The sequence below is a fragment of the Amycolatopsis sp. NPDC043887 genome (assembly GCF_056435665.1).
Window position 1 is genome coordinate 109,836 of record NZ_JBWKEB010000012.1, and the last position, 23,094, is coordinate 132,929.

General features: G+C 67.7%; 25 protein-coding genes. 13 read left to right on the forward strand and 12 right to left on the reverse strand.

All coding sequences use genetic code 11. The features are described 5' to 3' along the window. The first annotated feature begins 23 nt into the window (after positions 1-23). A complete protein-coding gene (tatB, locus tag AC069H_RS29345) occupies positions 24-452 on the forward strand; it encodes a Sec-independent protein translocase protein TatB (RefSeq protein WP_478228374.1) in 429 nt (142 codons plus the stop codon). A gap of 81 nt (positions 453-533) precedes the next feature. Here the strand turns inward: tatB and AC069H_RS29350 are convergent, their stop codons facing one another. From AC069H_RS29350 to AC069H_RS29365, 4 genes are all read right to left on the reverse strand, one after another. Beyond that, the gene (locus AC069H_RS29350; RefSeq protein ID WP_340684453.1) at positions 534-1,679 is read right to left on the reverse strand and encodes an Mrp/NBP35 family ATP-binding protein; all 1,146 of its coding nucleotides are present in this window, start codon (positions 1,677-1,679) and stop codon (positions 534-536) included. Between the two features lie 158 nt (positions 1,680-1,837). Beyond that, positions 1,838-2,347: a DUF1003 domain-containing protein gene (locus AC069H_RS29355; protein ID WP_340684452.1), complete on the reverse strand. Its 510-nt coding sequence runs from the start codon at positions 2,345-2,347 to the stop codon at positions 1,838-1,840. Beyond that, positions 2,340-3,638: a magnesium transporter MgtE N-terminal domain-containing protein gene (locus AC069H_RS29360; protein ID WP_478234486.1), complete on the reverse strand. Its 1,299-nt coding sequence runs from the start codon at positions 3,636-3,638 to the stop codon at positions 2,340-2,342. The genes AC069H_RS29355 and AC069H_RS29360 overlap by 8 nt, the downstream gene beginning before the upstream one ends. Positions 3,639-3,682: 44 nt before the next feature. Then, complete coding sequence (locus tag AC069H_RS29365) at positions 3,683-4,594, reverse strand: aminoglycoside phosphotransferase family protein (protein ID WP_478234487.1); 912 nt, start codon at positions 4,592-4,594, stop codon at positions 3,683-3,685. Between the two features lie 88 nt (positions 4,595-4,682). Here AC069H_RS29365 and AC069H_RS29370 point away from each other — a divergent pair, with 88 nt between their 5' ends. Then, a complete protein-coding gene (locus AC069H_RS29370; protein WP_478234488.1) occupies positions 4,683-5,519 on the forward strand; it encodes a slipin family protein in 837 nt (278 codons plus the stop codon). A 216-nt stretch (positions 5,520-5,735) separates the two neighbouring features. Here the strand turns inward: AC069H_RS29370 and AC069H_RS29375 are convergent, their stop codons facing one another. The 3 genes from AC069H_RS29375 to AC069H_RS29385 are packed head-to-tail and all read right to left on the reverse strand — an operon-like array spanning position 5,736 to position 6,952. Next, complete coding sequence (locus tag AC069H_RS29375) at positions 5,736-6,377, reverse strand: DUF4190 domain-containing protein (protein ID WP_478228378.1); 642 nt, start codon at positions 6,375-6,377, stop codon at positions 5,736-5,738. Between the two features lie 49 nt (positions 6,378-6,426). Further along, on the reverse strand, positions 6,427-6,780 hold the full coding sequence (locus tag AC069H_RS29380) for a DUF4190 domain-containing protein (protein ID WP_478234489.1): 354 nt from the start codon (positions 6,778-6,780) through the stop codon (positions 6,427-6,429). Positions 6,781-6,811: 31 nt separating this feature from the next. Next, the gene (locus AC069H_RS29385) at positions 6,812-6,952 is read right to left on the reverse strand and encodes a hypothetical protein (RefSeq protein WP_478234490.1); all 141 of its coding nucleotides are present in this window, start codon (positions 6,950-6,952) and stop codon (positions 6,812-6,814) included. 244 nt (positions 6,953-7,196) lie between these two features. On the opposite strand from AC069H_RS29385, the gene AC069H_RS29390 reads away from it, so the two are divergent. From AC069H_RS29390 to AC069H_RS29420, 7 genes are all read left to right on the forward strand, one after another. Then, entirely contained in the window at positions 7,197-8,393 is a 1,197-nt protein-coding gene (locus AC069H_RS29390) for an acyl-CoA dehydrogenase family protein (RefSeq protein WP_478228381.1), read from the forward strand. 60 nt (positions 8,394-8,453) lie between these two features. Next, positions 8,454-8,966 (forward strand): YflT domain-containing protein, encoded by a 513-nt coding sequence (locus tag AC069H_RS29395; protein WP_340684446.1) that lies wholly within the window; start codon positions 8,454-8,456, stop codon positions 8,964-8,966. A 248-nt stretch (positions 8,967-9,214) separates the two neighbouring features. After that, a complete protein-coding gene (locus AC069H_RS29400) occupies positions 9,215-10,537 on the forward strand; it encodes an ABC transporter substrate-binding protein (protein ID WP_340684445.1) in 1,323 nt (440 codons plus the stop codon). After that, a complete protein-coding gene (locus tag AC069H_RS29405) occupies positions 10,534-11,484 on the forward strand; it encodes a carbohydrate ABC transporter permease (protein WP_478234491.1) in 951 nt (316 codons plus the stop codon). The genes AC069H_RS29400 and AC069H_RS29405 overlap by 4 nt, the downstream gene beginning before the upstream one ends. Beyond that, positions 11,484-12,326 (forward strand): carbohydrate ABC transporter permease, encoded by an 843-nt coding sequence (locus AC069H_RS29410; RefSeq protein WP_034313318.1) that lies wholly within the window; start codon positions 11,484-11,486, stop codon positions 12,324-12,326. Before AC069H_RS29405 ends, AC069H_RS29410 begins: the two co-directional genes overlap by 1 nt. Positions 12,327-12,329: 3 nt before the next feature. Beyond that, positions 12,330-13,508 (forward strand): ABC transporter ATP-binding protein, encoded by a 1,179-nt coding sequence (locus AC069H_RS29415; RefSeq protein WP_478234492.1) that lies wholly within the window; start codon positions 12,330-12,332, stop codon positions 13,506-13,508. Positions 13,509-13,709: 201 nt separating this feature from the next. After that, complete coding sequence (locus tag AC069H_RS29420) at positions 13,710-14,471, forward strand: NPP1 family protein (protein ID WP_478234493.1); 762 nt, start codon at positions 13,710-13,712, stop codon at positions 14,469-14,471. A 7-nt stretch (positions 14,472-14,478) separates the two neighbouring features. Here the strand turns inward: AC069H_RS29420 and AC069H_RS29425 are convergent, their stop codons facing one another. Then, the gene (locus AC069H_RS29425; protein ID WP_034313416.1) at positions 14,479-14,679 is read right to left on the reverse strand and encodes a PspC domain-containing protein; all 201 of its coding nucleotides are present in this window, start codon (positions 14,677-14,679) and stop codon (positions 14,479-14,481) included. A 199-nt stretch (positions 14,680-14,878) separates the two neighbouring features. Between AC069H_RS29425 and AC069H_RS29430 the strand changes: the two genes are divergently transcribed. Further along, complete coding sequence (locus tag AC069H_RS29430) at positions 14,879-15,802, forward strand: hypothetical protein (RefSeq protein ID WP_478234494.1); 924 nt, start codon at positions 14,879-14,881, stop codon at positions 15,800-15,802. A gap of 26 nt (positions 15,803-15,828) precedes the next feature. Here AC069H_RS29430 and AC069H_RS29435 read toward each other — a convergent pair whose 3' ends face one another. Then, positions 15,829-16,506, reverse strand: a complete 678-nt coding sequence (locus AC069H_RS29435; RefSeq protein WP_478228385.1) for a TetR/AcrR family transcriptional regulator — start codon at positions 16,504-16,506, stop codon at positions 15,829-15,831. A gap of 122 nt (positions 16,507-16,628) precedes the next feature. Here AC069H_RS29435 and AC069H_RS29440 point away from each other — a divergent pair, with 122 nt between their 5' ends. Next, positions 16,629-18,152, forward strand: a complete 1,524-nt coding sequence (locus tag AC069H_RS29440) for an MFS transporter (RefSeq protein ID WP_478234495.1) — start codon at positions 16,629-16,631, stop codon at positions 18,150-18,152. A 74-nt stretch (positions 18,153-18,226) separates the two neighbouring features. Here AC069H_RS29440 and AC069H_RS29445 read toward each other — a convergent pair whose 3' ends face one another. The 3 genes from AC069H_RS29445 to corA form a co-directional block, all read right to left on the reverse strand. Beyond that, a complete protein-coding gene (locus tag AC069H_RS29445) occupies positions 18,227-19,066 on the reverse strand; it encodes a chromosome partitioning protein ParB (protein WP_219145861.1) in 840 nt (279 codons plus the stop codon). Then, a complete protein-coding gene (locus tag AC069H_RS29450) occupies positions 19,063-19,710 on the reverse strand; it encodes a metallophosphoesterase family protein (protein ID WP_478228388.1) in 648 nt (215 codons plus the stop codon). The genes AC069H_RS29445 and AC069H_RS29450 overlap by 4 nt, the downstream gene beginning before the upstream one ends. A 177-nt stretch (positions 19,711-19,887) precedes the next feature. After that, positions 19,888-20,976 carry a magnesium/cobalt transporter CorA gene (corA, locus tag AC069H_RS29455; protein WP_340684437.1) on the reverse strand — a complete coding sequence of 363 codons (1,089 nt, stop codon included), beginning with the start codon at positions 20,974-20,976 and terminating at the stop codon, positions 19,888-19,890. A 249-nt stretch (positions 20,977-21,225) separates the two neighbouring features. Between corA and AC069H_RS29460 the strand changes: the two genes are divergently transcribed. Continuing rightward, positions 21,226-21,804: a MaoC family dehydratase gene (locus AC069H_RS29460; protein ID WP_016331476.1), complete on the forward strand. Its 579-nt coding sequence runs from the start codon at positions 21,226-21,228 to the stop codon at positions 21,802-21,804. A 33-nt stretch (positions 21,805-21,837) separates the two neighbouring features. Then, positions 21,838-22,941 (forward strand): DUF2332 domain-containing protein, encoded by a 1,104-nt coding sequence (locus AC069H_RS29465; RefSeq protein WP_478234496.1) that lies wholly within the window; start codon positions 21,838-21,840, stop codon positions 22,939-22,941. The last annotated feature ends 153 nt before the right edge of the window (positions 22,942-23,094 follow it).

The window sequence follows — 23,094 nt, forward strand, 5'->3', positions numbered from 1 at the left end:
CGCCGAGGCGGAGGTTCACACGGGTGTTCGAGAGTGTCGGCTGGGGAGAGATCCTCATCATCGTCGTCGCGGGTCTTTTCATCCTCGGTCCGGAACGGCTGCCCGAAGCGGCGTCCTGGGTGGCGAAGAGCGTCCGCAAGGTCCGCGACTTCGCGACCGGGGCCAAGACGCAGCTGCGCGAGGAGATGGGCCCGGAGTTCGATCAGCTGCGCAAGCCGCTGGAGGACCTGAGGGGCCTGCGGAACTTCGACCCGAAGCGGGTCGTCACCCAGCACCTGTTCGACGGTGACTCGGATCCGCTGGGGCTCAACAACATCAACGGCACCAATGGTGCCAACGGGACGAACGGTGCCAACGGGGCTTCGAAGCCCAACGGCTACCCGGCGACGGCTTCGCAGCCCGAGCCTCTGAAGCCGGGGGAGCGCCCGCCGGTCGACCCGGACGCCACCTGACCCCACGCATTTAGTCCTCTGAATGCGGTCCTTGCGTGTGCAAGTACCGCATTCAGAGGACTAAATGCGTAAGAGGGGGAGTCAGCGGCCGGCGGGAGTGACGTTCAGCATCATCCCGGCCAGCCCGCGTGCCCGGACGGTCAGCTTCTTCGCCGCCTCCTTGAGCACGAGCGACGCCGGGGCGTCCGGCTCGGCCAGCACGATCGGCGTCCCGGCGTCGCCGTTGGAGACCACGCGCGGGTCCATCGGGACCTGCCCGAGCAGCGGCACGGTCGACCCGACCGACTTCGACAGCGAGTCGGCCACGGACTGCCCGCCGCCGGATCCGAAGATCTCCATCTTCTGCCCGTCGGGTGTCTCCAGCCACGACATGTTCTCGATGACCCCGGCCACGCGCTGCCGCGTCTGGAGCGCGATCGCGCCCGCGCGCTCAGCCACCTCGGCGGCCGCCTGCTGCGGAGTGGTGACGACCAGGATCTCCGCGTTCGGGATCAGCTGCGCCACCGAGATCGCGATGTCACCGGTGCCCGGCGGCAGATCCAGCAGCAGGATGTCGAGGTCGCCCCAGAACACGTCGGCGAGGAACTGCTGCAACGCGCGGTGCAGCATCGGCCCGCGCCACACCACGGGGGTGTTGCCCGGGGTGAACATGCCGATCGAGATGACCTTCACGCCGTGCGCCTGGGGCGGCATGATCATGGTGTCGACCTTGGTCGGCTTCTCTCGCGCTCCGAGCATCCGCGGCACCGAGTGCCCGTAGATGTCCGCGTCCACCACGCCGACGGAAAGCCCGCGTTCGGCCATCGCGGCCGCGAGGTTCACCGTCACCGAGGACTTGCCGACACCGCCCTTGCCGGACGCGACGCAGTAGACCCGCGTCAGCGAACCGGGCTGCGCGAACGGGATCACCGGCTCCGCGGCGTCGCCGCGCAGCGATTTTCGCAGCTCCGTGCGTTGCTCGTCGCTCATCACGTCGAGCTCGACCCGGACGTCGCTGACGCCGGGGAGCTTCTTGACGGCTTCGGTGGTGTCGTTGGTCAACGTCGCCTTCAGCGGGCAACCGGCGACCGTCAGGTAGATCCCGACGGTGACCACACCGTCCGAGCCGACCTCCACGTCCTTGACCATGCCGAGTTCGGTGATCGGTTTCTTGATCTCCGGGTCGTACACGGCCTTCAGCGCGGTGCGGACATCGTCGACGCTGGGGAGTTGCTGCGTACTGGTCACCCCACCATGTTACGTACCGGTAGGCGGAGCTGGACGGACCCGCCTGGCCGAAGGCCCCGGGATCACAGCGGCAGGGCGCCCTGGCGAGCAAGAAGTGACCTGTTCGGCCAGCGTGCGCCCTGGCGATGGGATCGCGGCCGGGGGCTCATCCGCAAAAATCAAGTACCGGTAGGGGCGCGGTCGGGTTTGGCCTTGCGCGGCTTGGCGTCAAGATCCTCACGGAGCCGGTCGAGTTCGCCCCGCAGGAAGTCCCGGGTGGCGACCTCGCCGAGCGCGATCCGCAGCGAAGCCAGCTCCCGCGCGAGGTATTCGGTGTCCGCCTTCGTCTGCGCGGCGCGATTGCGGTCTTCCTCCAGCGAGACGCGGTCGCGGTCGTCCTGCCGGTTCTGCGCCAGCAGGATCAGCGGCGCGGCGTACGCGGCCTGCGTCGAGAACGCCAGGTTCAGCAGGATGAACGGGTACGGGTCCCACCGCAGCGAGACCGCGACCAGGTTCAGCACGATCCAGACGATGACGATCAGCGTCTGCCAGAACAGGTACTTGCCGGTGCCGAGGAACCGCGCGACCCGTTCGGTGAGCCTGCCGAAGGTGTCCGGATCGATGTTCAGCCTGAACCGGCTCTGGCCGCGGGGCTGGTCGAGCCGCCGCCCGGACATCAGTTCAGGCACGTTCGGCCTCCTCGGTGATCTCGCCGGTGATGTCGTGCAGCCCGGTCGAGCGCCAGTCCTCCGGGAGCAGGTGGTCGAGCACGTCGTCGACGGTGACCGCGCCGAGCAGGTGGTCTTCGGCGTCCACCACCGGCCCGCAGGTGAGGTTGTAGGCGGCGAAGTAGCGGGTGACCTCGGACAAGGTGGCGTTCGGCCGCAGCGCGGGCAGCTGGGAGTCGACGGCGCTCGCCACCATCTCCGCGGGTGGTTCGCGCAGCAGACGCTGGAAGTGCACGACGCCGACGAAGCGCCCGGTCGGCGTCTCCGTCGGCGGACGGCAGACGAACACCATGCTCGCCAGCGCCACCGGGAGGTCCGCGTTGCGGATATGCGCGAGCGCCTCCGCGACCGTGGCGTCCGGCGTCAGCACCACCGGTTCGGGCGTCATCAACCCGCCCGCGGTGTCGGAGGAGTACTCCAGCAGCCGCTTCACCGGCGCCGACTCCTCGGGTTCCATCAGCTCCAGGAACCGGTTCTGTTCGGCGGGCGCCAGCTCGGCCAGCAGGTCGGCGGCGTCGTCGGGGTCCATCGCTTCGAGGATGTCGGCTGCGCGTTCCTCGGCGAGGTAGGACAGCAGTTCCTTCTGGTCGTCTTCGGGAAGCTCCTCGATGACGTCAGCCAGGTGCTCGTCGTCCATCGCGTCGGCGACCTCGTGCCGTCGTTTGAGCGGCAGATCGCGGACCGTGGCGGCGACGTCGGCCGCGCGCATGGTGTCGAACAGCATCAGCAGCTGCGCCGCGCCCTGGGTCTGGCCGGTCAGGTCGGTGAGCCCGAGTCCGGACACCTCCGCCCACGGCAGCACCTGCATCGCCGAGCGCCGTCTGCCGAGGCCGAGCCTGCTCGACCGTTCCCGGATCGCGAGTTTCGCGAGCACCCAGTCCCGCGTCCGGGTCGGTTCCATGCCGGCGTCGACGACGGTGACCCGCGTGTCCGAGCCGGCGAGCGTGGCGTGCGCGTCGAACAGCTGCCCGACCACCAGCACCTCGTTGGGCCGTTGGTGGAACCGCCGCATGTTCACCGATCCGGTGGCGAGCGTGACCGCGCTGGGCTCGATCGAGGTCACGCGCAACATCGGCACGAACACGCGGCGCCTCGTCGTCAGCTCGACCACGATGCCCAGGATCCGCGGGGGTTGCTGGTCCAAGCGCAGGCCCGCCACCAGGTCCCGCACCTTGCCGATCGATTCACCATCGGGGCCGAAAACCGGCAAACCGGCCAGCTGAGCTGCGAATACCCTGTTCACGGCTGCCATGCCCGAAGGTTATCCGCTCCCGGGGCCCGAGACGATTCGTGTGATCACCGCAATGCCCAGGCGGCGATTCCGGGAACGGCGGCGTAGGCCGGGTCTTCGGCGAGGGTCTCGGGCGAGGCGCCCTCCGCGAGGTCTTCGTACAGCCAGATCCAGTTCTGCACCGCGCGGACCAGCGTCCACGCCCGCGCGCGTTCGGCGTCCACCCCGGCGGCCGCGGCGAACCACGCGAGCTTTTCGTCCATTGTGGACTCGTTCGCCCGGTTCCAGAGGATCGAGATCGCGCCGAACTCGAGATCACCCGAAAGCGGCTTCGGGTCGATCACCAGCCACGGTTCGCGTTCCCCGGCGAGGACGTTCTCGAAATGAAGGTCCTCGTTCACCATCAGCTCACCGGCCTCCGGTCCGAGGTTCACGCAGATTTCCACGGCGGCGTCGAGGTACTTGCGATCGAACGGTTCGCCCAGCTCGCTCCAGGTCTCCGGGAGTTCGGTGACCAGTTCCGCGGCTTCCTCGCGAAGGGATCGCTGCAGCGTTTCGGGAGCGGGGACGGCCAACCGTCGTGCCAGGGCGCCGACGGTCTCGACGGCCTCCCGGATCGGCTCCGTTTCGAGCGACCTGGTGGCGTCGAGCCGCTCCAGCAGCAGCACGCCGTCCTCAGGCACGTTGTCGTACATCAAAACCGCGCCCTGACCGGCCCAAGTGGACAGTGCGAGCGGTTCGTCATCGGATTCCTCGTGCGGCCAGCCGAGTTTGAGGATCGCGGGGGAGCCGTCCGCTCGGCGCACCGGCTGCGCGACGCCGACGAAGCCGTGCATGGCCTCGCCGTCGTATTCGAGCTGCCACTTGGCGGTGTACTTCTCGGCGAGGAACGGGAGGGAGTCGAGCCACTCGGCGGCTCCGGGGCCGAGTTCGGCGGCGCGGTCGAGGAACTTGGGCGGGATCTTGAAACCGGTCACGAACCCACCTTGGCAGGCTTGTCCACCGTGTTTCCCCCGTGACCCGCCGGGCGTACCGTGAACAGCGAGAACAACCCCGGGAGCAGCCATGGTGGTGGAGATTCTCAGTGCGGTCGCCGTCGCGGGCGGTGCGTGGCTCGCGGCCAGCCTTCGCGTGGTGAAACAGTACGAACGCGGTCTCGTGTTCCGGTTCGGGCGGGTGCGCCCGGCCATCCGGCAGCCGGGGCTCGCGCTGCTGGTGCCGATCGCGGACAGGCTGCAGAAGGTCAACATGCAGATCGTCACGATGCCGATCCCCGCACAGGACGGCATCACCCGCGACAACGTCACCGTGCGGGTCGACGCGGTCGTGTACTTCAAGGTGATCGACCCGGTGCTGGCCGCGGTCAACGTGCAGGACTACCGCTCGGCCGTCGGGCAGGTCGCGCAGACCTCGCTGCGGTCGATCATCGGCAAGAGCGACCTGGACGACCTGCTGTCGAACCGAGAACGGCTGAACGAGGGCCTGGAGCTGATGATCGACAGCCCGGCCTTGGACTGGGGCATCCACATCGACCGGGTCGAGATCAAGGACGTCGCGCTGCCGGAGTCGATGAAACGCTCGATGTCGCGTCAGGCCGAAGCCGAACGCGAAAGGCGGGCGCGGGTCATCTCGGCAGACGGGGAGTTGCAGGCATCGCACAAGCTTTCGCAGGCGGCCGCGACCATGGCCGACACTCCGGCGGCGTTGCAGCTGCGGCTGCTCGAGACCGTCGTGCAGGTCTCGGCGGAGAAGAACTCGACGCTGGTCTTGCCGTTCCCGGTGGAGCTGCTGCGTTTCCTCGACGCGAACACGCCGAAGCGGGGAGCGCCGGAAGAACCGGAGGCCAACGGTCAGGTGGCGCCGGCGCCCAGGGAACCGGGTGATGTCGGTCAAGCCTCGTGAGTGGTAAGGACGGTTCTAACCGTCCTTACCACTCACGAGACGTGCCCCACCAGGCCACCGCCGCCTTCACGCGCCGCCACTGAGACTGCTGGGCTGGTGGTGTTGCTGAGGCTGCGGATGGCGATCGCGTAGTCCGTGAAGGCCTCCTTCCCTACCTTCAGGGTAGGCAAGGAGGCCTTCACGGACCTGCGACCAACTGCCGCCACATTCCCGCTGCTAATCGAGTTGGCCGTTCACGCCCAGGATGATCATCGTGCCGCCGAAACCGACGTACAGCGCGATCACGACGTAGGCGATGATCACCGCCGCGAGCGCCATGCCACGCCCGCCCGCTTCACCGCGGTTCGCCTTCGCCAATCCGATGTGCCCCAGGATCAGCCCGACGATCACCGTCACACAGGAGCAGATCCCGATGAGCGAGCACACCAGCCCGGCGATCGCCATCCCGTTGTCCTGCGATCGCGGGGGAGCCACCGCCGCGTACGGGTTGTACGGCTGGGGCGGCGGGTACGCGGCGGGCAACGGCACGGGCGTGTACACCGGCGGCTCCGGAGTCGCGTAGGGCGGCGGCACGGGCTCGGCGGTCAGCGGGTCGATGGCCTGCCCGTACGTCTCGACCGGAACCGGAACGGAAGCCGGGTCGGGAGGGGGTACAGGGTCCGGCGCTGAGGCCGAAGGCGGCTCGAACGGAGTGGGTGGCTCGAACGGCGGAGGCGGCGTGAAGGGCGCCGGCGGCTGGAACTGCTGCGGTTCCGCCGGGCCCGACACGGTTTCGGGCGCCGAAGTCGGGTCCGAGAAGGTGTTCGAGTCGGTGTAGGACGACGTCGACGGTGTGTCCTGCGAGTCGGAACTGCTCATCCGGTTGGCCCCCTGGTTCGTGCGGGACACCACCGTATCCGGGGACGGGTCACGAGACGCCCGCGGCTCCGATCGCGAGTACGACGAAAACGAACCACAGGATGACCGGGATCAACCACAGCGCGGTGACGACGTACCCGATGATCATGCCCGCCTGGGCCATGCCCTGGCCGCCCGCTTCGCCGCGTTTGGCCTTCGAGAGCGCGATGTGCCCGAAGATGATCCCCAAGATCGCCGGGAAACACATGACCAGCCCGATCAGCGAGCACACCAGCGACGCCACCGCCATGCCCTGGTCCGGCGGCCGCACGTAGGTCTGCTGGACGTAGTACTGCTGCGGCGGCGGTTGATACGGCTGGAGACCGTAGGGCTGCCGGCCGTACGGGTCATGCGGATTCGTCATGCCGGTCCCCTCGTAGACGAGGACCGTATCGCTACCGGAAAGCCCCGTGTTTCGCGGCGATGTTCAGCGCGACGACGAACGCGGCGAGCGCCATGCCCTGGCCGCCGACCTCACCACGCCGGGCCTTCGCGAAGGCGACGTGACCCAAGACGACCCCTGGGATCACGGACACCAGTCCGATCAGCCCGAAGAGTGAAAAGATATCAGGGGGCCGGTCGCCAGGCCGGAGTCTTGCCCCGCGCCGGAGGCTGGGTTGGAAAGGCGTACTGCTGGTGCGGCGGGAATCCGCCAAAGGTCTGCCATGGTCACGGATGGCGTACGCGTGACTGCGCTCATAGCGGGGTCTCTCCGCAGGCGTCATACTCACCGGTAACCCAGCGCCGGGAGCCCGGCGCGCGCGAATTTAGGGAGCAGCGATGGCTCGCCTCGCCCAGACCGCCGGCTTGACCGACGTGCAGTCCGAAATCCTGGCCACGGTCCGCCAGTTCGTGGACAAGGAGGTCATCCCGCGCGCGCAGGAGCTCGAGCATTCCGACACCTATCCCGCCGACATCGTCGAGGGGATGAAGGAGATGGGCCTGTTCGGGCTCACCATCCCGGAGGAGTACGGCGGCCTCGGCGAATCGCTGCTGACCTACGCCCTCGTGGTCGAGGAGATCGCGCGTGGCTGGATGAGCGTCTCCGGTGTCATCAACACGCACTTCATCGTCGCGCACATGATCAAGCAACACGGGACGCCGGAGCAGAAGCAGCACTTCCTGCCGCGGATGGCGACCGGCGAGGTGCGCGGCTCGTTCTCGATGTCCGAGCCCGACCTCGGCTCCGACGTCGCCGCGATCAAGACCCGCGCCCGCCGGACCGACGACGGCTACGTCATCGACGGTTCGAAGATGTGGCTGACCAACGGCGGCAGCTCCAACCTGATCGCGCTGCTCGTCAAGACCGACGAAGGTGCCGAGAAGGCCCACCAGAACCTGACCACTTTCCTGGTCGAGAAGCCCGAGGGCTTCGGCGAGGTCGCGCCCGGCCTCACCATCCCCGGCAAGATCGACAAGATGGGCTACAAGGGCGTCGACACCACCGAAGCCGTGTTCGACGGCTACAAGATCGGTGCCGACAAGGTCCTCGGCGAAGCGCCGGGCAAGGGCTTCGCGTACATGATGGACGGTGTCGAGGTCGGCCGCGTCAACGTCGCCGCCCGCGCCTGCGGGATCGCGATCCGCGCGTTCGAGCTCGCCGTCGAGTACGCCCAGCAGCGCAAGACCTTCGGCAAGGCCATCGCCGAGCACCAGGCGGTCGCGTTCAAACTCGCCGAGATGGCCACCAAGGTCGAGGCCGCGCACCTGATGATGGTCAACGCCGCCCGCCTCAAGGACTCCGGTGAGCGCAACGACGTCGAGGCCGGCATGGCGAAGCTGATCGCGAGCGAGTACTGCGCCGAGGTCACCCAGGACTCCTTCCGCATCCACGGCGGCTACGGCTACTCCAAGGAATACGAGATCGAACGCCTCATGCGCGAGGCGCCGTTCCTGCTCATCGGCGAAGGCACCAGCGAGATCCAGAAGACCATCATCAGCCGTGGCCTGCTCCGCGAATACAAGTCCCGCTCCTGAACGTTCGCACCTTTCGCCCGTCCTTGAGAAGATGGACCAGGATGGGCGAGAGGTGATTACGTGAGTGCTCCCTTTGGCGGAAGCGGCCGGGCCGCGGGTGGGCTGCCCAGGCTGCCGACACCGCCTACCGGCTGGCCGATCGGTTCCTACGCGACGTACGGCGAAGCCCAGCAAGCCGTCGGTTTCCTCGCGGAGAAGGAGTTCGGGGTCTCCGACGTGACCATCGTCGGCGTCGACCTGATGCTCGTCGAGCGCGTCGTCGGACGGCTGAGCTGGGGCCGGGTGCTCGGCACGGGCGCGGTGTCCGGCGCGTGGTTCGGCCTGATCATCGGGTTGCTGCTGGGCATGTTCAACAACCAGGGTTTCGCCTGGCAGCCCATGATCGGCGGGCTCGTGCTCGGCATCCTGGCGTGGACGGTCTTCGCGGCGATCAGCTACGGCATGTCCCGCCGCGACTTCTCCTCCGCGAGCCAGCTGGTCGCCGGCCGCTACGACGTGCTCTGCCAGCCGCGTTCGGCCGAACAGGGGCGCGAGCTCCTCGCCCAGTTGGCGTTGGGCGGCCGTCCCACCTGATGACTCCGAGTCCAGACCACTGACATTCGGCGGTACTTGTTCACCTGTTCGTCGTGCGGTCCGCTGAATCGTTACCGATACTGCTTGCGGGCGGTGATCGCCCGGAATAGGTTGCACAACACCAGTCGGGCGGTCGCGTACTCCAGCGTGTCCGCCCGAGCACTAGCACGTCGGGGTGCTGGCGCGCGGGCTTCTTCAACGCGTCCTAGTGCCGCCGCTCCCCAGGCGTGCGCGGGTGAGGAGGCCTCATGGGGAAGAGGATGAGCGCGAGCCGGAGGGGCCGCTCACCAGGCCGCACCGGCTCGCTACTCGGCGCGGCGGCGCTGACGGCCGGCTTGCTGGCGGGTTGCGGTTCGGATGCCGGGCTGAAGATCAACGTCTACTACGCGCCCGAAGACAATTTCCAGTCCGTTGTGGACGATTGCACGAAGGCCTCGGGCGGGCGGTACGAGGTCGTGTACAACAAGCTCCCGCGCCCGGCCGACGGCCAGCGGGAACAGATGGTGCGACGGCTGGCCGCCGGGGACGATTCGCTCGACGTACTGGGGCTGGACGTCACCTGGGTCTCGGAGTTCGCCGAGGCGGGCTGGATCGACGAATGGACCGGTGAAGCCAAGGCCGAGGCGACCGCGGGTGTCCTGCCGGGTCCCCTCGAAACCGCCACGTGGAACGGAAAGCTCTACGCGGCGACCAAGAACACCAACGTCCAGTTGCTCTGGTACGACGACCGGCTGACCCCGACGCCGCCGAAGACCTGGGACGAGATGATCCAGCAGGCCCAGGCGCTCAAGGCGCAGGGCAAGCCGGCGAACGTCGTGTTCACCGGCGCGCAGTACGAAGGCCTGGTCGTCATCTACAACACGCTCGTCGAGTCGGCGGGCGGCAAGATCCTCTCCGACGACGGCAAGTCGGTCGTGATGGACGAGGGCGCGATCAAGGCGCTGGAGATGCTCAAGAAGGTCACCACGGCCGGGATCACCGACCCGTCGCTGACCAACTCCAAGGAGGACGAGGTCCGCCAGGCCTTCCAGCGCGGGAACGCCGCCTTCGAGTTGAACTGGCCGTTCGTCTACGCCTCCTACGCCAAGGAGAAGAAGGACGAGCTGAAGCACTTCAAGTGGACCACCTATCCGGAGTTCGAAGCGGGCAAGCCCGCCAAGACCACGATCGGTGGCTACAACCTGGCGGTCAGCTCGACCTCGAAGCACAAGGCCGAGGCCTACGAGGTCGCGTTGTGCCTGCGCAGCGCGAAGAACCAGAAGTTCTCCGCGCTCAAGGACGGTGTCCCGCCGACGATCGAATCGCTCTACACGGACACGCTGCCACTCGACGCGACGGCACCGCAGAGTGACGACAACCCGAGTATGGACACGAAGTACCCGATGCGGGAAACGATCCTGGAGGCCCTCAAGGACGCCGCGGTGCGGCCGCTGACCCCGGCCTACCAGAACGCCTCGACGGTGTTGTCGAAGGTGCTTTCCCCGCCGTCCGAGATCGATCCGCGGAAGACGGCGGAGAAACTCAAGGAAGAACTCGCCGACGCGCTCCAGTCGAAGGGAGTGATCCCGTGACCGTGCAGGAAACCGCCGGTACGGCGACCGGGAGCAAGCCGGGCAAGAAGGCCAGACCCGTTCTCAGTGAAGGAAAGAAGGCCGAACGCAGGCTCGGGCTGTGGCTGTGCGCCCCGGCGGCGATCGTGATGATCGCGGTCACCGGGTACCCGATCATCTACTCGATCTGGCTCTCCCTGCAGCGCTACGACCTCAGGTTCCCGGCGCAGCAGGAGTTCGTCGGCCTCGACAACTACATCGCGGTGCTGTCCAACGGCTACTGGTGGACGGCGTTCGGGACGACGATGGGGTTGACCATCGTTTCGGTGGTGATCGAGTTCGTCCTCGGCATGGGCTTGGCGCTGATCATGCACCGGACGCTCGTCGGACGGGGCCTCGTGCGGACGGTCGCCCTGATCCCGTACGGCATCGTGACGGTGGTCGCGGCGTTCTCCTGGTACTACGCCTGGACACCGGACACGGGCTACCTGGCCAACCTGTTCTACCCGGACAGCGCGCCGCTGACCGAGTACTGGCCATCGCTGGCGATCATCGTGCTGGCCGAGGTGTGGAAGACGACGCCGTTCATGGCGCTGCTGCTGATGGCGGGCCTGGCGCTGGTGCCGGACGATCTGCTGAAGGCCGCGGCGATGGACGGCGCGACGGCGTGGCAGCGGTTCACGAAGGTGATGCTGCCGGTGATGAAGCCCGCGATCCTGGTGGCGCTGCTGTTCCGCACCCTGGACGCGTTCCGCATCTTCGACAACATCTTCGTGCTCACCAACGGCGCGCAGGACACGTCTTCGGTGTCGATGCAGACCTACAACAACCTGGTCAAGGGCCTGAACCTGGGGATCGGGTCGACGATGGCGGTGCTGATCTTCCTCACGGTGGCGATCATCGCGTTCATCTTCATCAAGGTGTTCGGCACGGCCGCACCCGGCAGTGACAATGGGGGTAAGCGCTGATGGCGATCGGTGGAGCGGTCACTCCCGGCCGCAAGTTCAAGTGGGGCCTCGTCGACATCCTGGTCCTGGTGTTCGCGCTGTTCCCGGTGCTGTGGGTGGTCTCGCTTTCGTTCAAGACCAAGGAGACCTTGGACGACGGGAATTTCATCCCGTCGGAATGGACGTGGCAGAACTACGCGGACATCTTCGAGACCACGGAGTTCATCAGGGCACTGGTGAACTCGATCGGGATCGCGATCATCGCGACGGTGATCGCGGTCGTCCTCGGCACGATGGCGGCGTACGCGATCGCGCGGCTGGACTTCCCCGGCAAGCAGGTGCTGGTCGGGATGTCGCTGCTGATCGCGATGTTCCCGCAGGTGTCGCTGGTGACGCCGCTGTTCAACATCGAACGTGAGCTGGGCCTGTTCGACACCTGGCCGGGGCTGATCCTGCCCTACATCACGTTCGCGCTGCCGCTGTCGATCTACACGCTGTCCGCGTTCTTCCGGGAAATCCCGTGGGAGCTGGAAAAGGCGGCGAAGATGGACGGCGCGACCCCGGCGCAGGCGTTCCGGAAGGTGATCGCGCCACTGGCGGCACCGGGGGTGTTCACCACCGCGATCCTGGTGTTCATCTTCTGCTGGAACGACTTCCTGTTCGCGATCTCGCTGACCTCGACCGAGGCCTCGCGCACGGTCCCGGCGGCGCTGTCGTTCTTCACGGGGTCCTCGCAGTTCGAAGACCCCACCGGGACGATCTCCGCGGCCGCCGTGGTGATCACCGTCCCGATCATCCTGTTCGTGTTGTTCTTCCAGCGTCGCATCGTGGCGGGGCTGACGTCCGGTGCGGTGAAGGGCTGACCCATGGCTGAAATCGTTCTCGAAAAAGTGTCCAAGAAGTACCCCGACGGCGCCCTCGCGGTGTCCGAAGTGGACATCACGATCGCCGACGGTGAGTTCATCATCCTGGTCGGCCCGTCCGGCTGCGGGAAGTCCACGACGCTGAACATGGTCGCGGGGCTGGAGGACATCTCCTCCGGCGAACTGCGCATCGACGGCCAGCGCGTCAACGAGAAGGCGCCCAAGGACCGCGACATCGCGATGGTGTTCCAGTCCTACGCGCTGTACCCGCACATGAGCGTGCGGGAGAACATGGCGTTCCCGTTGCGGCTGGCCAAGGTCGACGACCGGACGGTACGGGCCAAGGTCGAGGAGGCGGCGCAGATCCTCGATCTGACCGGGCACCTGGACCGCAAACCGGCGAACCTCTCCGGTGGTCAGCGCCAGCGCGTCGCGATGGGGCGGGCGATCGTCCGCAATCCCAAGGCGTTCCTGATGGACGAGCCACTGTCCAATCTGGACGCGAAGCTCCGCGGCCAGATGCGGACGTCGGTGTCGAAGATCCAGAAACAGCTGGGCACGACGACGCTCTACGTCACGCACGACCAGACCGAGGCCATGACCCTCGGCGACCGGGTCGTCGTGCTCCGGGCCGGCTACGTGCAGCAGATCGGGTCGCCGCAGTTCCTCTACGACAACCCGGCGAACCTGTTCGTGGCCGGGTTCATCGGCAGCCCGTCGATGAACTTCGTGCCCGCGACGCTGGAGAACGGGACGGCCCGCAGCGCGCTGGGCGACATCCCGCTCACCGACCGGGTGCGGCAGCTGGTCGAAGCGGCCAACGCGCCGCGTGAGGTCATCGTCGGCATCCGGCCGGAGCACTTCGAGGACGCCGCGCTGGTGGACGCCGCCGCCCGCCAGGGCGCGACGTTCACCGCCCACGTCGACGTCCTCGAGTCGATGGGTTCCGAGAAGTTCGCGCACTTCTCGGTCGAGGGTGAGGCCGCGTCGTCGTCCGACCTCGCGGATCTCGCCGCCGACAGCGGTTCTTCGGACGTACCCGGCTCCGAGTCGCAGATCGTGGCCCGCCTTTCGGCGGCCTCGTCGGCGGCGGAGAACCAGAACGTCGAGCTGTGGTTCGACGCGGACAAGATCAAGCTGTTCGACGGGGCCAGCGGCAAGAACCTGACCTACACCGACTAGCTCTCTCTTGTAGCGCGTGAAGGCCCCCTTCCCTCGGCTGAGCCCAAGGGGAAGGGGGCCTTCACGCGAGTTACGCCTTCAGTCACGTGTGTGCGTTGTCCACTTCGGACATCGTGAATTCCCCACCTTCGGCGGTGTACGCCTCACAGGGCGATCGGGGATCCTCAGCCCCGCAACGGTACCTAGAGAAGGGCGCCTGCCTTGCCGAAGAAGCTGACACGCCGTCTCCTGCAGGGTCTGGCCGGCGCGGTCCTCATCACCGCGCTCGCCCCCGCCGTCGCCTGGGCCGAACCACCACAGGCCTTGCCGGCGAACGCGACCGAAGCCGACAGCAAGTGGCAGCCCGCGTTCGACTACGACACCGACGGCTGCTACCCGACGCCCGCGATCTCACCGACCGGCGCGGTCGCCACCGGTCTCAAGAACTCCGGAGCCCTCAACGGTCAGTGCCGCGACCGGTCGGACCTCGACAACACCAACTCCTACGCGCGGTCGAAGTGCAACAACGGCTGGTGCGCCCACCTCTACGACCTCTACTTCGAAAAGGACCAGGCCGTCCCGGGCATCGACTGCTGCGGGCACCGGCACGACATCGAACACGTCGTCGTCTGGGTCAACGAGGGTCAGGCCCGGTACGTCTCGACGTCAGCGCACGGCAACTACTCCACTCACGACCGCTCCAAGGTCTCCTGGGAGGGGACCCACCCGAAGATCGTCTATCACAAGGACGGCGCGAGCACCCACTGCTTCCGCATCGCGAGCGCGACCGAACCGCCGGAGAACCACTACAACGCCTGGCAGTACCCGGACCTCGTCAGCTGGGACGGGTTCCCGCCCGGTATCCGGGACACGCTCGTCCGCGCCGATTTCGGCAGCGCGAGCCTGGCGATCAAGGACGGCGCCTTCGAACACAATCTGGGGAAGGCCAAACCGGCGGGCATCCCCTTCGATCCCAACGGCTGAGGCCGGCTCAGTACTCGCTCTCGGGCAGGGCGAGCCACAGCACGAGATAGACGATGAACTGCGGGCCGGGCAGCAGGCAGGACAGCACGGCGAGCAGACGGACCTTGCCCGGCGTGGTGCCGAAGCGTTTGGCGAGACCGGCGCAGACGCCGCCGATCATGCGGCCCTGGCGCGGTCGGGTCAGGCGGGCGGCTACGGGGTTCGTCACGGTACTTCCCTCTCGGTCGTCACGGTGTGTGAAACCCATTCTCGTCTCGTGACGGCCCTGCCGCATCCCACCGCGGAACGAAACGCACCCTTAAGGGCGTGAAATCGCGGTAAGGCGGTCACCTGGGAAAACGTGGCGGCTCCTGTGTTCTTCGCCCGTAGGGGCTGGTGTTCCGCGATCTTTTGACGATACTGCTCCGGTGCCCTCGAAGAGACTCAGCGCAGTACTCTGCGGCCTGTTCCTCGCCGCGGCCTGTTCCACCCCGGAACCGGCGGTGGCGCCGTCGACCACGGCGGGTGGGGAGGCCCTGACCGCTTCCGAGGCGCTCGGGGAATACTCGTCGCTCGATTACTGCAGCCTTGTCGACCAGCGGAAAGTGATCGGCGGCGGAAACGCGGTCAAACCGCCGTTGACGTCTTTCGAGTTCTGCCGCCTCGAATTCGTCGAGGGCGCCAATCGCTACACCGTGACCACCGGCCCGATCACTTCCGGGCAGGATCCGAACAATCAGCCGTACGAATACGCCGGCCCGCTGCCGGAAGGCGTCAGCGTCCAGCGGTCGACGTTCAACGAAGACACCGCATGCACCCGGCTGCTCACCTTCGCCGACGGGATCAGGCTGTCCATCACGGTGACCTCCGACGACACGGCGCCCGCCGATCAGGCCGGCCGCTGCCGGATCGCCGACGCGACGGTCGACGGCGCGGCCGGCGTGATCGGCGCGCGCAAGGTCGGGCGGCTGAACCTCGACCAGCGTTCGTGGGGCCGGGTCGCCCCGTGCGCGCCGCTCGACCAGCATGAGCTCGACGCCGCCGCCGGTCCGGAGACCAAACCGGCCCCGGCGTTGTCCGGGCACAGCTGCATCCGCGGCAAGGTCAGCTTCTCGCTGTCGGTGGGCGCGGACACCACGCCGGGCGCGACGGAGGCGCTGGGCGGCCGGCAGGTCCAGGTCACGACGTCCGGCGCGTTCTGCCAGGTGACCACGCACCGGCCGATCCCCGGCACCCCGGACCGGGTCGAGCAGGCGATGCTCTCGGTGGTGGGCGTCGACGGGGCGCCGGAGGAGGCCACCTGCGCGGCGGCGCGAGAGGTCGCCGTCGCGGTGTTCCCGAAGCTCCCTTGACGCATTCAGAGGACTAAATGCGGGGGCTAGCGCAGCTTGGGCAGCCGGAACGAGCACATCGCCTCGTCCAGCGCCTCGACGTCCAGCGGCGGATGCGGCAACGCGGTGGCGCATCCAGGTTCGGCGCGCAGGCCGTCCAGCAGCATCGCGAGGCACCGGCGCCACAGGTCCGGCTGGATACCGTGCGTGAACTCGATGACCGAGCCGAGCATCTGGTGCAGGAGCGGTATGTCCGTCGGCACGAAATCGGCGCGGAGGGCACCGGCCGCCTGAGCCCGTTCGACGAGCTGTGTGATCAATGGCACCATGCGGGATTTCGCCTCGGCGACGCGCTCCTGGCCGAAGACGTTCGACAACATGACTTCACGTAACCCGCGGTCACCGGCGTGCAGTTCGGCCGCGCGCCACGTGAAGCCTGCGAATCCCTCCCAGGGATCTTCGGCGCGAAGCGCTTCTTCGGCGAACTCGCGGATCGTCTCGAACTGGTCGACGAACATGGCTTCGACCAGGTGTTCTTTGCTCGGAAAGCGACGATAGACGGTGCCCACGCCGACGCCCGCGTGATGCGCGACGTCGTCGAGAGTCGCTTCGAGCCCGCGCTCGCCGAAGACGGTGTGTGCCGCCGCGATGATGCGCTGCCGATTGAGTTCAGCGTCGCGCCGCAGCGGCCGCGCCGGTGCGGCAGAAGCGAGTTCCCGAGCCATTCGTCCAGCTTAACAAACGAAGTAGAGGACACTTCTCCACTTCTTGTGTACCTTGGGCGCGGAAAGGGGAGATACCTACTCCACATAGCTTCTTCGTCACTATCGGTGAGGAAACCGCCCGTATGTCTGACTCATCCACCGCTGTCGCCACGCCGCCGGGGGACGCGGCCGCGCGGCACGCCAACCCGCACCACGCCAGGAGATGGCTGATCCTGGTGATGATCGGCCTCGCTCAGCTGATGGTCGTCCTCGACGCCACCGTCGTGAATATCGCGCTGCCGTCGGCGCAGCAGGACCTCGAGTTCTCGAACGACGCCCGCCAATGGGTCGTCACCGCCTATGCGCTCGCGTTCGGCAGCCTGCTCCTGCTGGGCGGGCGGCTCGCGGATCTCTTCGGCCGCAAACGCGCGTTCCTCGTCGGGCTCGCCGGTTTCGCCATCGTGTCCGCGATCGGCGGCGCCGCCACCAGTATCGAAATGCTGCTCGTCGCCCGTGCCGCGCAAGGTGTCTTCGGCGCGCTTCTCGCCCCGGCCGCCCTTTCGCTGCTGACCACGACCTTCACCGACCCGAAGGAACGCGGCAAGGCGTTCGGGGTCTTCGGCGCGATCGGCGGTGGCGGCGCGGCGATCGGCCTGCTGCTCGGCGGCGTGCTGACCGAGTACCTCGACTGGCGCTGGTCGATGTACGTCAACATCATCTTCGCGGTGATCGCGTTCGCCGGTTCGGCCGTGCTGCTGAAGAACTCCGAAACCGACGGCCCGCGCCCGAAGCTCGACATCCCGGGCACGATCACCGCGTCGGCCGGTCTCTTCGCGCTCGTCTACGGCTTCGCGAACGCCGAGCGCGACTCGTGGTCCTCGGTCTCGGTGTGGGGTTTCCTCGCCGCCGGTGTCGTGCTGCTCGCCGCTTTCGTGGCGATCCAGCAGCGGGTCTCGCATCCGCTCCTGCCGCTGCGCGTGCTGCTCGACCGCGACCGCGGCGGCTCGTACCTCGCGATGTTCCTGCTCGCCATCGGGATGTTCTCGATCTTCCTGTTCCTCACCTTCTACATCCAGCTGAACCTCGGGTTCACGCCGGTGCAGAGCGGGGTCGCGTTCCTGCCGATGGTGGCCACCCTGATGGCCAGCGCGACATCGGCGACGGCCGTGCTGCTGCCGAAGTTCGGCGCGAAACCGTTGGTGTCACTGGGAATGCTGATCGCGGGGGCGGGGCTGTTCTGGCTCTCGGCCATCGACGTCACCAGCACGTACGCCGGCGGGGTGCTGTTCCCGCTGATGGTCATGGGTGTCGGCATCGGCCTCGCGATGGCGCCCGCGATGAGCGTCGCGACCTTCGGCGTCGACACGCACGACGCCGGTGTCGCGTCGGCGGCGGTCAACACCGCGCAGCAGGTCGGCGGCTCGATCGGGACCGCGCTGCTGAGCACGCTGGCCGGTAACGCGGCGACGTCGTTCACGGCCGGGAAGGTGCCTTCGGCGCAACTGGCGGCCGAAGCGGCAGTGCACAGCTACACGACCGCTTTCGTGTGGGGCGGGTGGATCTTCGTCATCGGTGCGGTGATCTGCGGGCTGCTGCTGCGGTCGGGTGCTCCGGCGAAGGCTCCCGAAGGCGCTTCGGAGGGTGCGCCGGTCGCCGTTCACATGTAGGGGGAGCGCTATGAAAGGCCCCTTCATTGCAAATTCTGCAATGAAGGGGCCTTTCATAGCACGCGCGGAGCGTGTCAGCGGGACTGTGACCGCACGGCCTCGAAGACCTCGTCGTCCCACCGGTGCGTCCGGATCAGCCGGTACCGTTCGCAAGCCACCCACAGGTACGCCTCGGCGTCCGTCCGCGAGCCGATCAGATCCGCCTGCCGCAGCATCGCCACCACCGGAACGAACTCCTCGTCGAACCACCGCTGCGCCAGCGTCGCACGGTCCGAGTACGCCCCTTCGTCCTGCATCAGCCGGAAACCCCACGCCTCGACGTGCTCACCGAGCCGCGCGTAGTCCCACGGGTCCGTGAACACCACAGAAGCCCGCGCGTGCCCCGAAAGCGGGACGCGTTCCAGGAACAGCCGCCGGTAGTCCTTCACGATCAGGTCGCCGCGGTACCGGATCCCGCTCGGGTCCAGTTTGGTCCGCACCTCGGTGACCATCGCCTCTATTGTGGACAGTCGCATCGCGTGCGCCACCGAAACGCGGTGGTGCCCGTCGATGATGAAATGCAGTTCGCCGACGCGGTACACCTCGATCGGCGGGATCGACTCGCCGCGCCGGGTGGCGAGCGCCAGCCGTTCCCAGCGTTCGCGGACCCGCCCGGACGTCGGGCGGAAGCGGCGGTCGAAGTCGCGGCCGCGGTCGACGCTGCCGACGATCGAATCGAGCCGGATCACTCGCGCGCCGATCTTCCGTTCGCCGAGATAGCCGAGCGCGTCGACCACCTCGTGGAACGGCAGCATGATGTTGACGTCGTCGGGCTCGCGGCGCAGCCAGTTCGCCAGCCGTGACAACACCTGACGCCGTCGCGCGCGAAGGAAGTCGTGCTCCGCGTCCGCGCGGGGAAAGCCCGTGTCCTTCATGAGAACTCCATGATCCGGTGCCCGACGACGTTGCGGACCGTGGTCCCGCCGACCACCCGGTCCGGCACGGGTTCACCGTGCGGGTGGATATGCCCGTGCAGCAACCACTTCGGGCGCAGCAACTCGATCGTGCGATGGAGACAGTCGAACCCGCGGTGCGGCGGGTCCTCGCGGTCGCCGCAATGCCGCGGCGGCGCGTGCGTGAGCAGGACGTCGACGTCCCTTCCGTCCCGCCGGCGGCGGAACCGGGCCCGGCGCACCAGCCGCCGGGCACGCCGCGCCTGCTGGCGTTGTGTCCACTGGTTCGGGCCGTCGTTGTAGCGCACCGAGCCGCCGAGCCCGGCGAACCGGAGCCCGCCGACGTCGACGATGCGGCCGTCCGCGTTCACTCCGCCCGCCGGCCCTGGCCACACGGTGGGGAAACCGTCCTTCATGGACAGTCCGCCGTAGCGCGTGTAGCCGGACAGGTCGGGGTCGTGGTTGCCGGGGACGAACACGCACGGCACGTCGAGCGCGCTCGCCAGGAACTCGAGGTAGTCGTACGGCAGGTCGCCGGCGCCGATCACGAGGTCGGCCGGGTGGTTGCGGACGGCGGACGTCCACAATCGCTCTTCGACCTCGTCCGCGACGACCAGCGCTTTCACGCGCTCCAGCGTAATGCCGGACGCGCTACTTCGGGCCGTGCGCGAACGCGGGGTCCTTCGCGATGATCGCGATCACGATGCCGAGCCAGACGACGCAGAACGCCAGCGCCCAGAACTTGAGGTTGGTCAGGATCCTTGGCATGGGGAACTCCAGGTACTACCGAAAGCGGGAAGGGGTCAGAGCCAGCGGTTCTTCCTGAATATTCGGTAGAGCAGGATGCAGACGCCGAAGATGACCGTCATCGCCACCGGGTAGCCGAAACGCCAATGCAGTTCCGGCATGTAGTCGAAGTTCATCCCGTAGATGCCGGCCAGCGCCGTGGGGACCGCGATGATCGCCGCCCACGCGGTGATCTTGCGCATGTCGGTGTTCTGCTGGAGCGTGATCTTCGCCAGTGTCGCGTCGACCAGGGTGGTCAGCAGTTCGTCGAAGTTCGCGACCCGCTCCGCCACGGTCGTCAAGTGGTCGGAGACGTCACGGAAGTACGAGCGGACCTCGTCCGGGATCAGCCGCGTGTAGCCCTCGGCGAGGCGCTGCAGCGGGGTGCCCAGCGGCATGACCGCGCGGCGCAGCTCCAGCACTTCGCGCTTCATGAAGTAGATCTGCTCGGCGCTCACCTTGGACCGCGGCGCGAAGACGTGCGTCTCCATCTCGTCGATGTCCGCCTCGATGGCGGTGGTGACATCGAGGTAGTGGTCGACGACGTGGTCCGCGATCGCGTGCAGCACCGCGGACGGCCCGAGGTCGAGCCGCTCCGGGTCCTGGTCGAGTTCGCGGCGCAGCCTGGCGAGCCCCGAGTGATTCCCGTGCCGCACGGTGATCACGAAGTCGCGGCCGAGGAAGGCCATCAGCTCGCCGGTCTCGACGATCTCGTTCGCCGTCGCGGGCGACTCGTGCTCGACGTACCGGACGGTCTTCAGCACCATGAACAGCGTGTCGTCGTAGCGCTCCAGCTTGGGCCGCTGGTGTGCTTCCAACGCGTCCTCGACGGCCAGCTCGTGCAGGCCGAAGGTGTCCGCGATGCCCTGGATCTGAACCGCGTCGGGCTCGTGGAGGCCGATCCAGACGAACCCGGCGTGCCGCTTGCGCACCTCTTTGATGGCCTCGGCGTGCGTCCAGCGGCCGGGCAGCCGCTTGCCCTCCACGTACACCGCGCAATCGACGACGTACGCCGAAAGGGGGACGGGCAGCGGGCGTTCGGGGACGCTCTTGGCGCGGCCGTTGCTCCGGCCGCGAAGGCCGCCGAGCGAGGGAATGGCAGGCATGGGATCTCCTGGGCAGACGTCGTGCGTTGATGCGCGAAGACGACGGGCCAAGCGGTCGGGGGGCCGCTCGGCTAGGCCAGCGTTCCCGGTTTCGTCAGCCCTGCCAGGTGGGGATCCGGCGAGACGTGAAGGCGGAAACGCTGCGACTACTAGGAAGCGGACTATCGCCACTCGACATCGGGTTCCTCACCTCCTTGGCTCGGCGGACGGTTACGCAGTGGTGTGGGTCGCGTTGACGACCCGACACCAATGGTCGAGGGTACTCCTCAACACGAAGGCCTGTCGTTCCAGGCTCACGCCGCGTTACTCGTGCAGGAGGAATGGGTGCAGTTCGGTCGCTATTACGAAGAGTTCGAGGTCGGTGCGGTCTACAAGCACTGGCCGGGCAAAACGGTCACCGAGTACGACGACCACCTGTTCTGCCTCATCACCATGAACCACCATCCGCTGCACCTCGACGCGCACTACGCCGAGGAGACCACCGACTTCGGCAAGAACGTCGTGGTCGGCAACTACATCTACTCGCTGCTGCTGGGGATGTCGGTGCCGGACGTGTCCGGCAAGGCGATCGCGAACCTCGAGGTCGAATCGCTGAAGCACGTGAAGCCGACCTTCCACGGTGACACCATCTACGGCGAGACCGAGGTGCTGGACAAGACGCCGTCGAAGTCGAAGGACGACCGCGGTGTCGTCTACGTCGAGACCCGCGGCTACAAGCAGGACGGCACGATCGTGTGTGTCTTCCGTCGCAAGGTGATGGTGCCGAAGCGGTCTTACGGAGACACCAGGGGCGGTGAACAGCCCGGCCGTCCTGTCCCGCACGAATAATGGGTGTCACGAACGGGAAGAGGGAGCGCGTCGATGCCCATCGGGCTGGATGAGATCAAGAGCCGTCTGCGGAAGTTCGCGACGGTCGAGGCGGCCGGTGTTTCGCCGCTGTACGAGCACCTGGCGGCGAAGGCGTCCGAGGACGACGAAGTCGCCGGTCTCCTGACCGACGCCCGCGGCGGTGAAGCGCGCGGAACGCTCCTCATGGCGACGGCGCACCGGCTCATCCAGGCCGACCCCATCCACCCGCTCTCGCGGTACTACCCGTCCGTCGGCGGTTTCGACGGCGTGGACTCGGAGACGTGGCCGCTGTTCCGCTCGTTCCTGCTGGAACGAGCGGACAAGGCCCGGGCGATCATCTCCTCGCGGTACACGCAGACCAACGAGGTCCGCCGTGCCGCGCTGCTCTACCCCGCGATGACGACGGCCGCGAAGGAGGCGGGCGGCAAGATCGCGCTGCTCGAGGTCGGCTGCAGCGCGGGCCTGCTGCTCGGCCTGGACAAATACGCCTACCGCTACCAGTGCGACGGCGGCGAACAACTCACCGCCGGGCCCGCGAAGACCGCGGTCGGCCTGCACTGCGCGCTGGACCTCGCGCCCGGCGCCGTCACGCCGAAGGTGCCGAAGAAGCTGACGATCACCGCCCGCGCCGGCCTCGACCGCGCGCCGGTGGACCTGGCCGACGAGGACGAACTGGCCTGGCTCGAAGCCTGCGTCTGGGCCGACCAGCCGGACCGGATCCGGCTCCTGCGCACGGCCGCGGCGGCGCAGGGCAAGCAACGGCCGGAGCTGATCGCGGGCGACGCCGTCGACGACCTCGCCTCGGCGGCCGCCACCCTGCCAGCCGACGCTCCGCTCGTCGTGTTGACCAGTCACGTGCTGGCGTACCTGGGGGAGCGGCGGGCGGACTTCCTCGCGGCGCTCCGGAAACTCGCCGCGGACCGGCCGTTGTGGTGGGTCAGCGAGGAGTTCTACGCCGCCGCGCTGGAGCCTTTGGTGCCCGGCCGGGCCGATCTCGCCGAACCCGTGGACCAGGCCGTGCTCGGGCTCGTCCGCTGGGACGCCGGTGTCCCGGACGTACGGGCGCTGGCCCGGACGGCGCCGCATGGACAGCGGATGACCTGGTTGCCGGTCTAGCCGGCTGTTCTCTGGCGGCTGCGGTGGCGTGGTGGGTCCGGGTGGTCGTGAGTGGCGATTCGGGTTCTCACCCGAACCGCCCCCCCCCAACCCCCCGCACCCCACCCTCCCCAATCGAGGAGCTCCCCTCCACGTGTCCTGTGAAATAACCCA

Bases quoted from the DNA above. Each gene is read 5' to 3' on its own strand.
- AC069H_RS29360 (WP_478234486.1), bottom strand. From the start codon at position 3,638: ATGGCAGCCGTGAACAGGGTATTCGCAGCTCAGCTGGCCGGTTTGCCG.
- AC069H_RS29370 (WP_478234488.1), top strand. From the start codon at position 4,683: ATGGTGGTGGAGATTCTCAGTGCGGTCGCCGTCGCGGGCGGTGCGTGG.
- AC069H_RS29375 (WP_478228378.1), bottom strand. From the start codon at position 6,377: ATGAGCAGTTCCGACTCGCAGGACACACCGTCGACGTCGTCCTACACC.
- AC069H_RS29380 (WP_478234489.1), bottom strand. From the start codon at position 6,780: ATGACGAATCCGCATGACCCGTACGGCCGGCAGCCCTACGGTCTCCAG.
- AC069H_RS29390 (WP_478228381.1), top strand. From the start codon at position 7,197: ATGGCTCGCCTCGCCCAGACCGCCGGCTTGACCGACGTGCAGTCCGAA.
- AC069H_RS29400 (WP_340684445.1), top strand. From the start codon at position 9,215: ATGGGGAAGAGGATGAGCGCGAGCCGGAGGGGCCGCTCACCAGGCCGC.
- AC069H_RS29410 (WP_034313318.1), top strand. From the start codon at position 11,484: ATGGCGATCGGTGGAGCGGTCACTCCCGGCCGCAAGTTCAAGTGGGGC.
- AC069H_RS29415 (WP_478234492.1), top strand. From the start codon at position 12,330: ATGGCTGAAATCGTTCTCGAAAAAGTGTCCAAGAAGTACCCCGACGGC.
- AC069H_RS29435 (WP_478228385.1), bottom strand. From the start codon at position 16,506: ATGGCTCGGGAACTCGCTTCTGCCGCACCGGCGCGGCCGCTGCGGCGC.
- AC069H_RS29440 (WP_478234495.1), top strand. From the start codon at position 16,629: ATGTCTGACTCATCCACCGCTGTCGCCACGCCGCCGGGGGACGCGGCC.
- AC069H_RS29445 (WP_219145861.1), bottom strand. From the start codon at position 19,066: ATGAAGGACACGGGCTTTCCCCGCGCGGACGCGGAGCACGACTTCCTT.
- corA (WP_340684437.1), bottom strand. From the start codon at position 20,976: ATGCCTGCCATTCCCTCGCTCGGCGGCCTTCGCGGCCGGAGCAACGGC.
- AC069H_RS29460 (WP_016331476.1), top strand. From the start codon at position 21,226: ATGGTCGAGGGTACTCCTCAACACGAAGGCCTGTCGTTCCAGGCTCAC.
- AC069H_RS29465 (WP_478234496.1), top strand. From the start codon at position 21,838: ATGCCCATCGGGCTGGATGAGATCAAGAGCCGTCTGCGGAAGTTCGCG.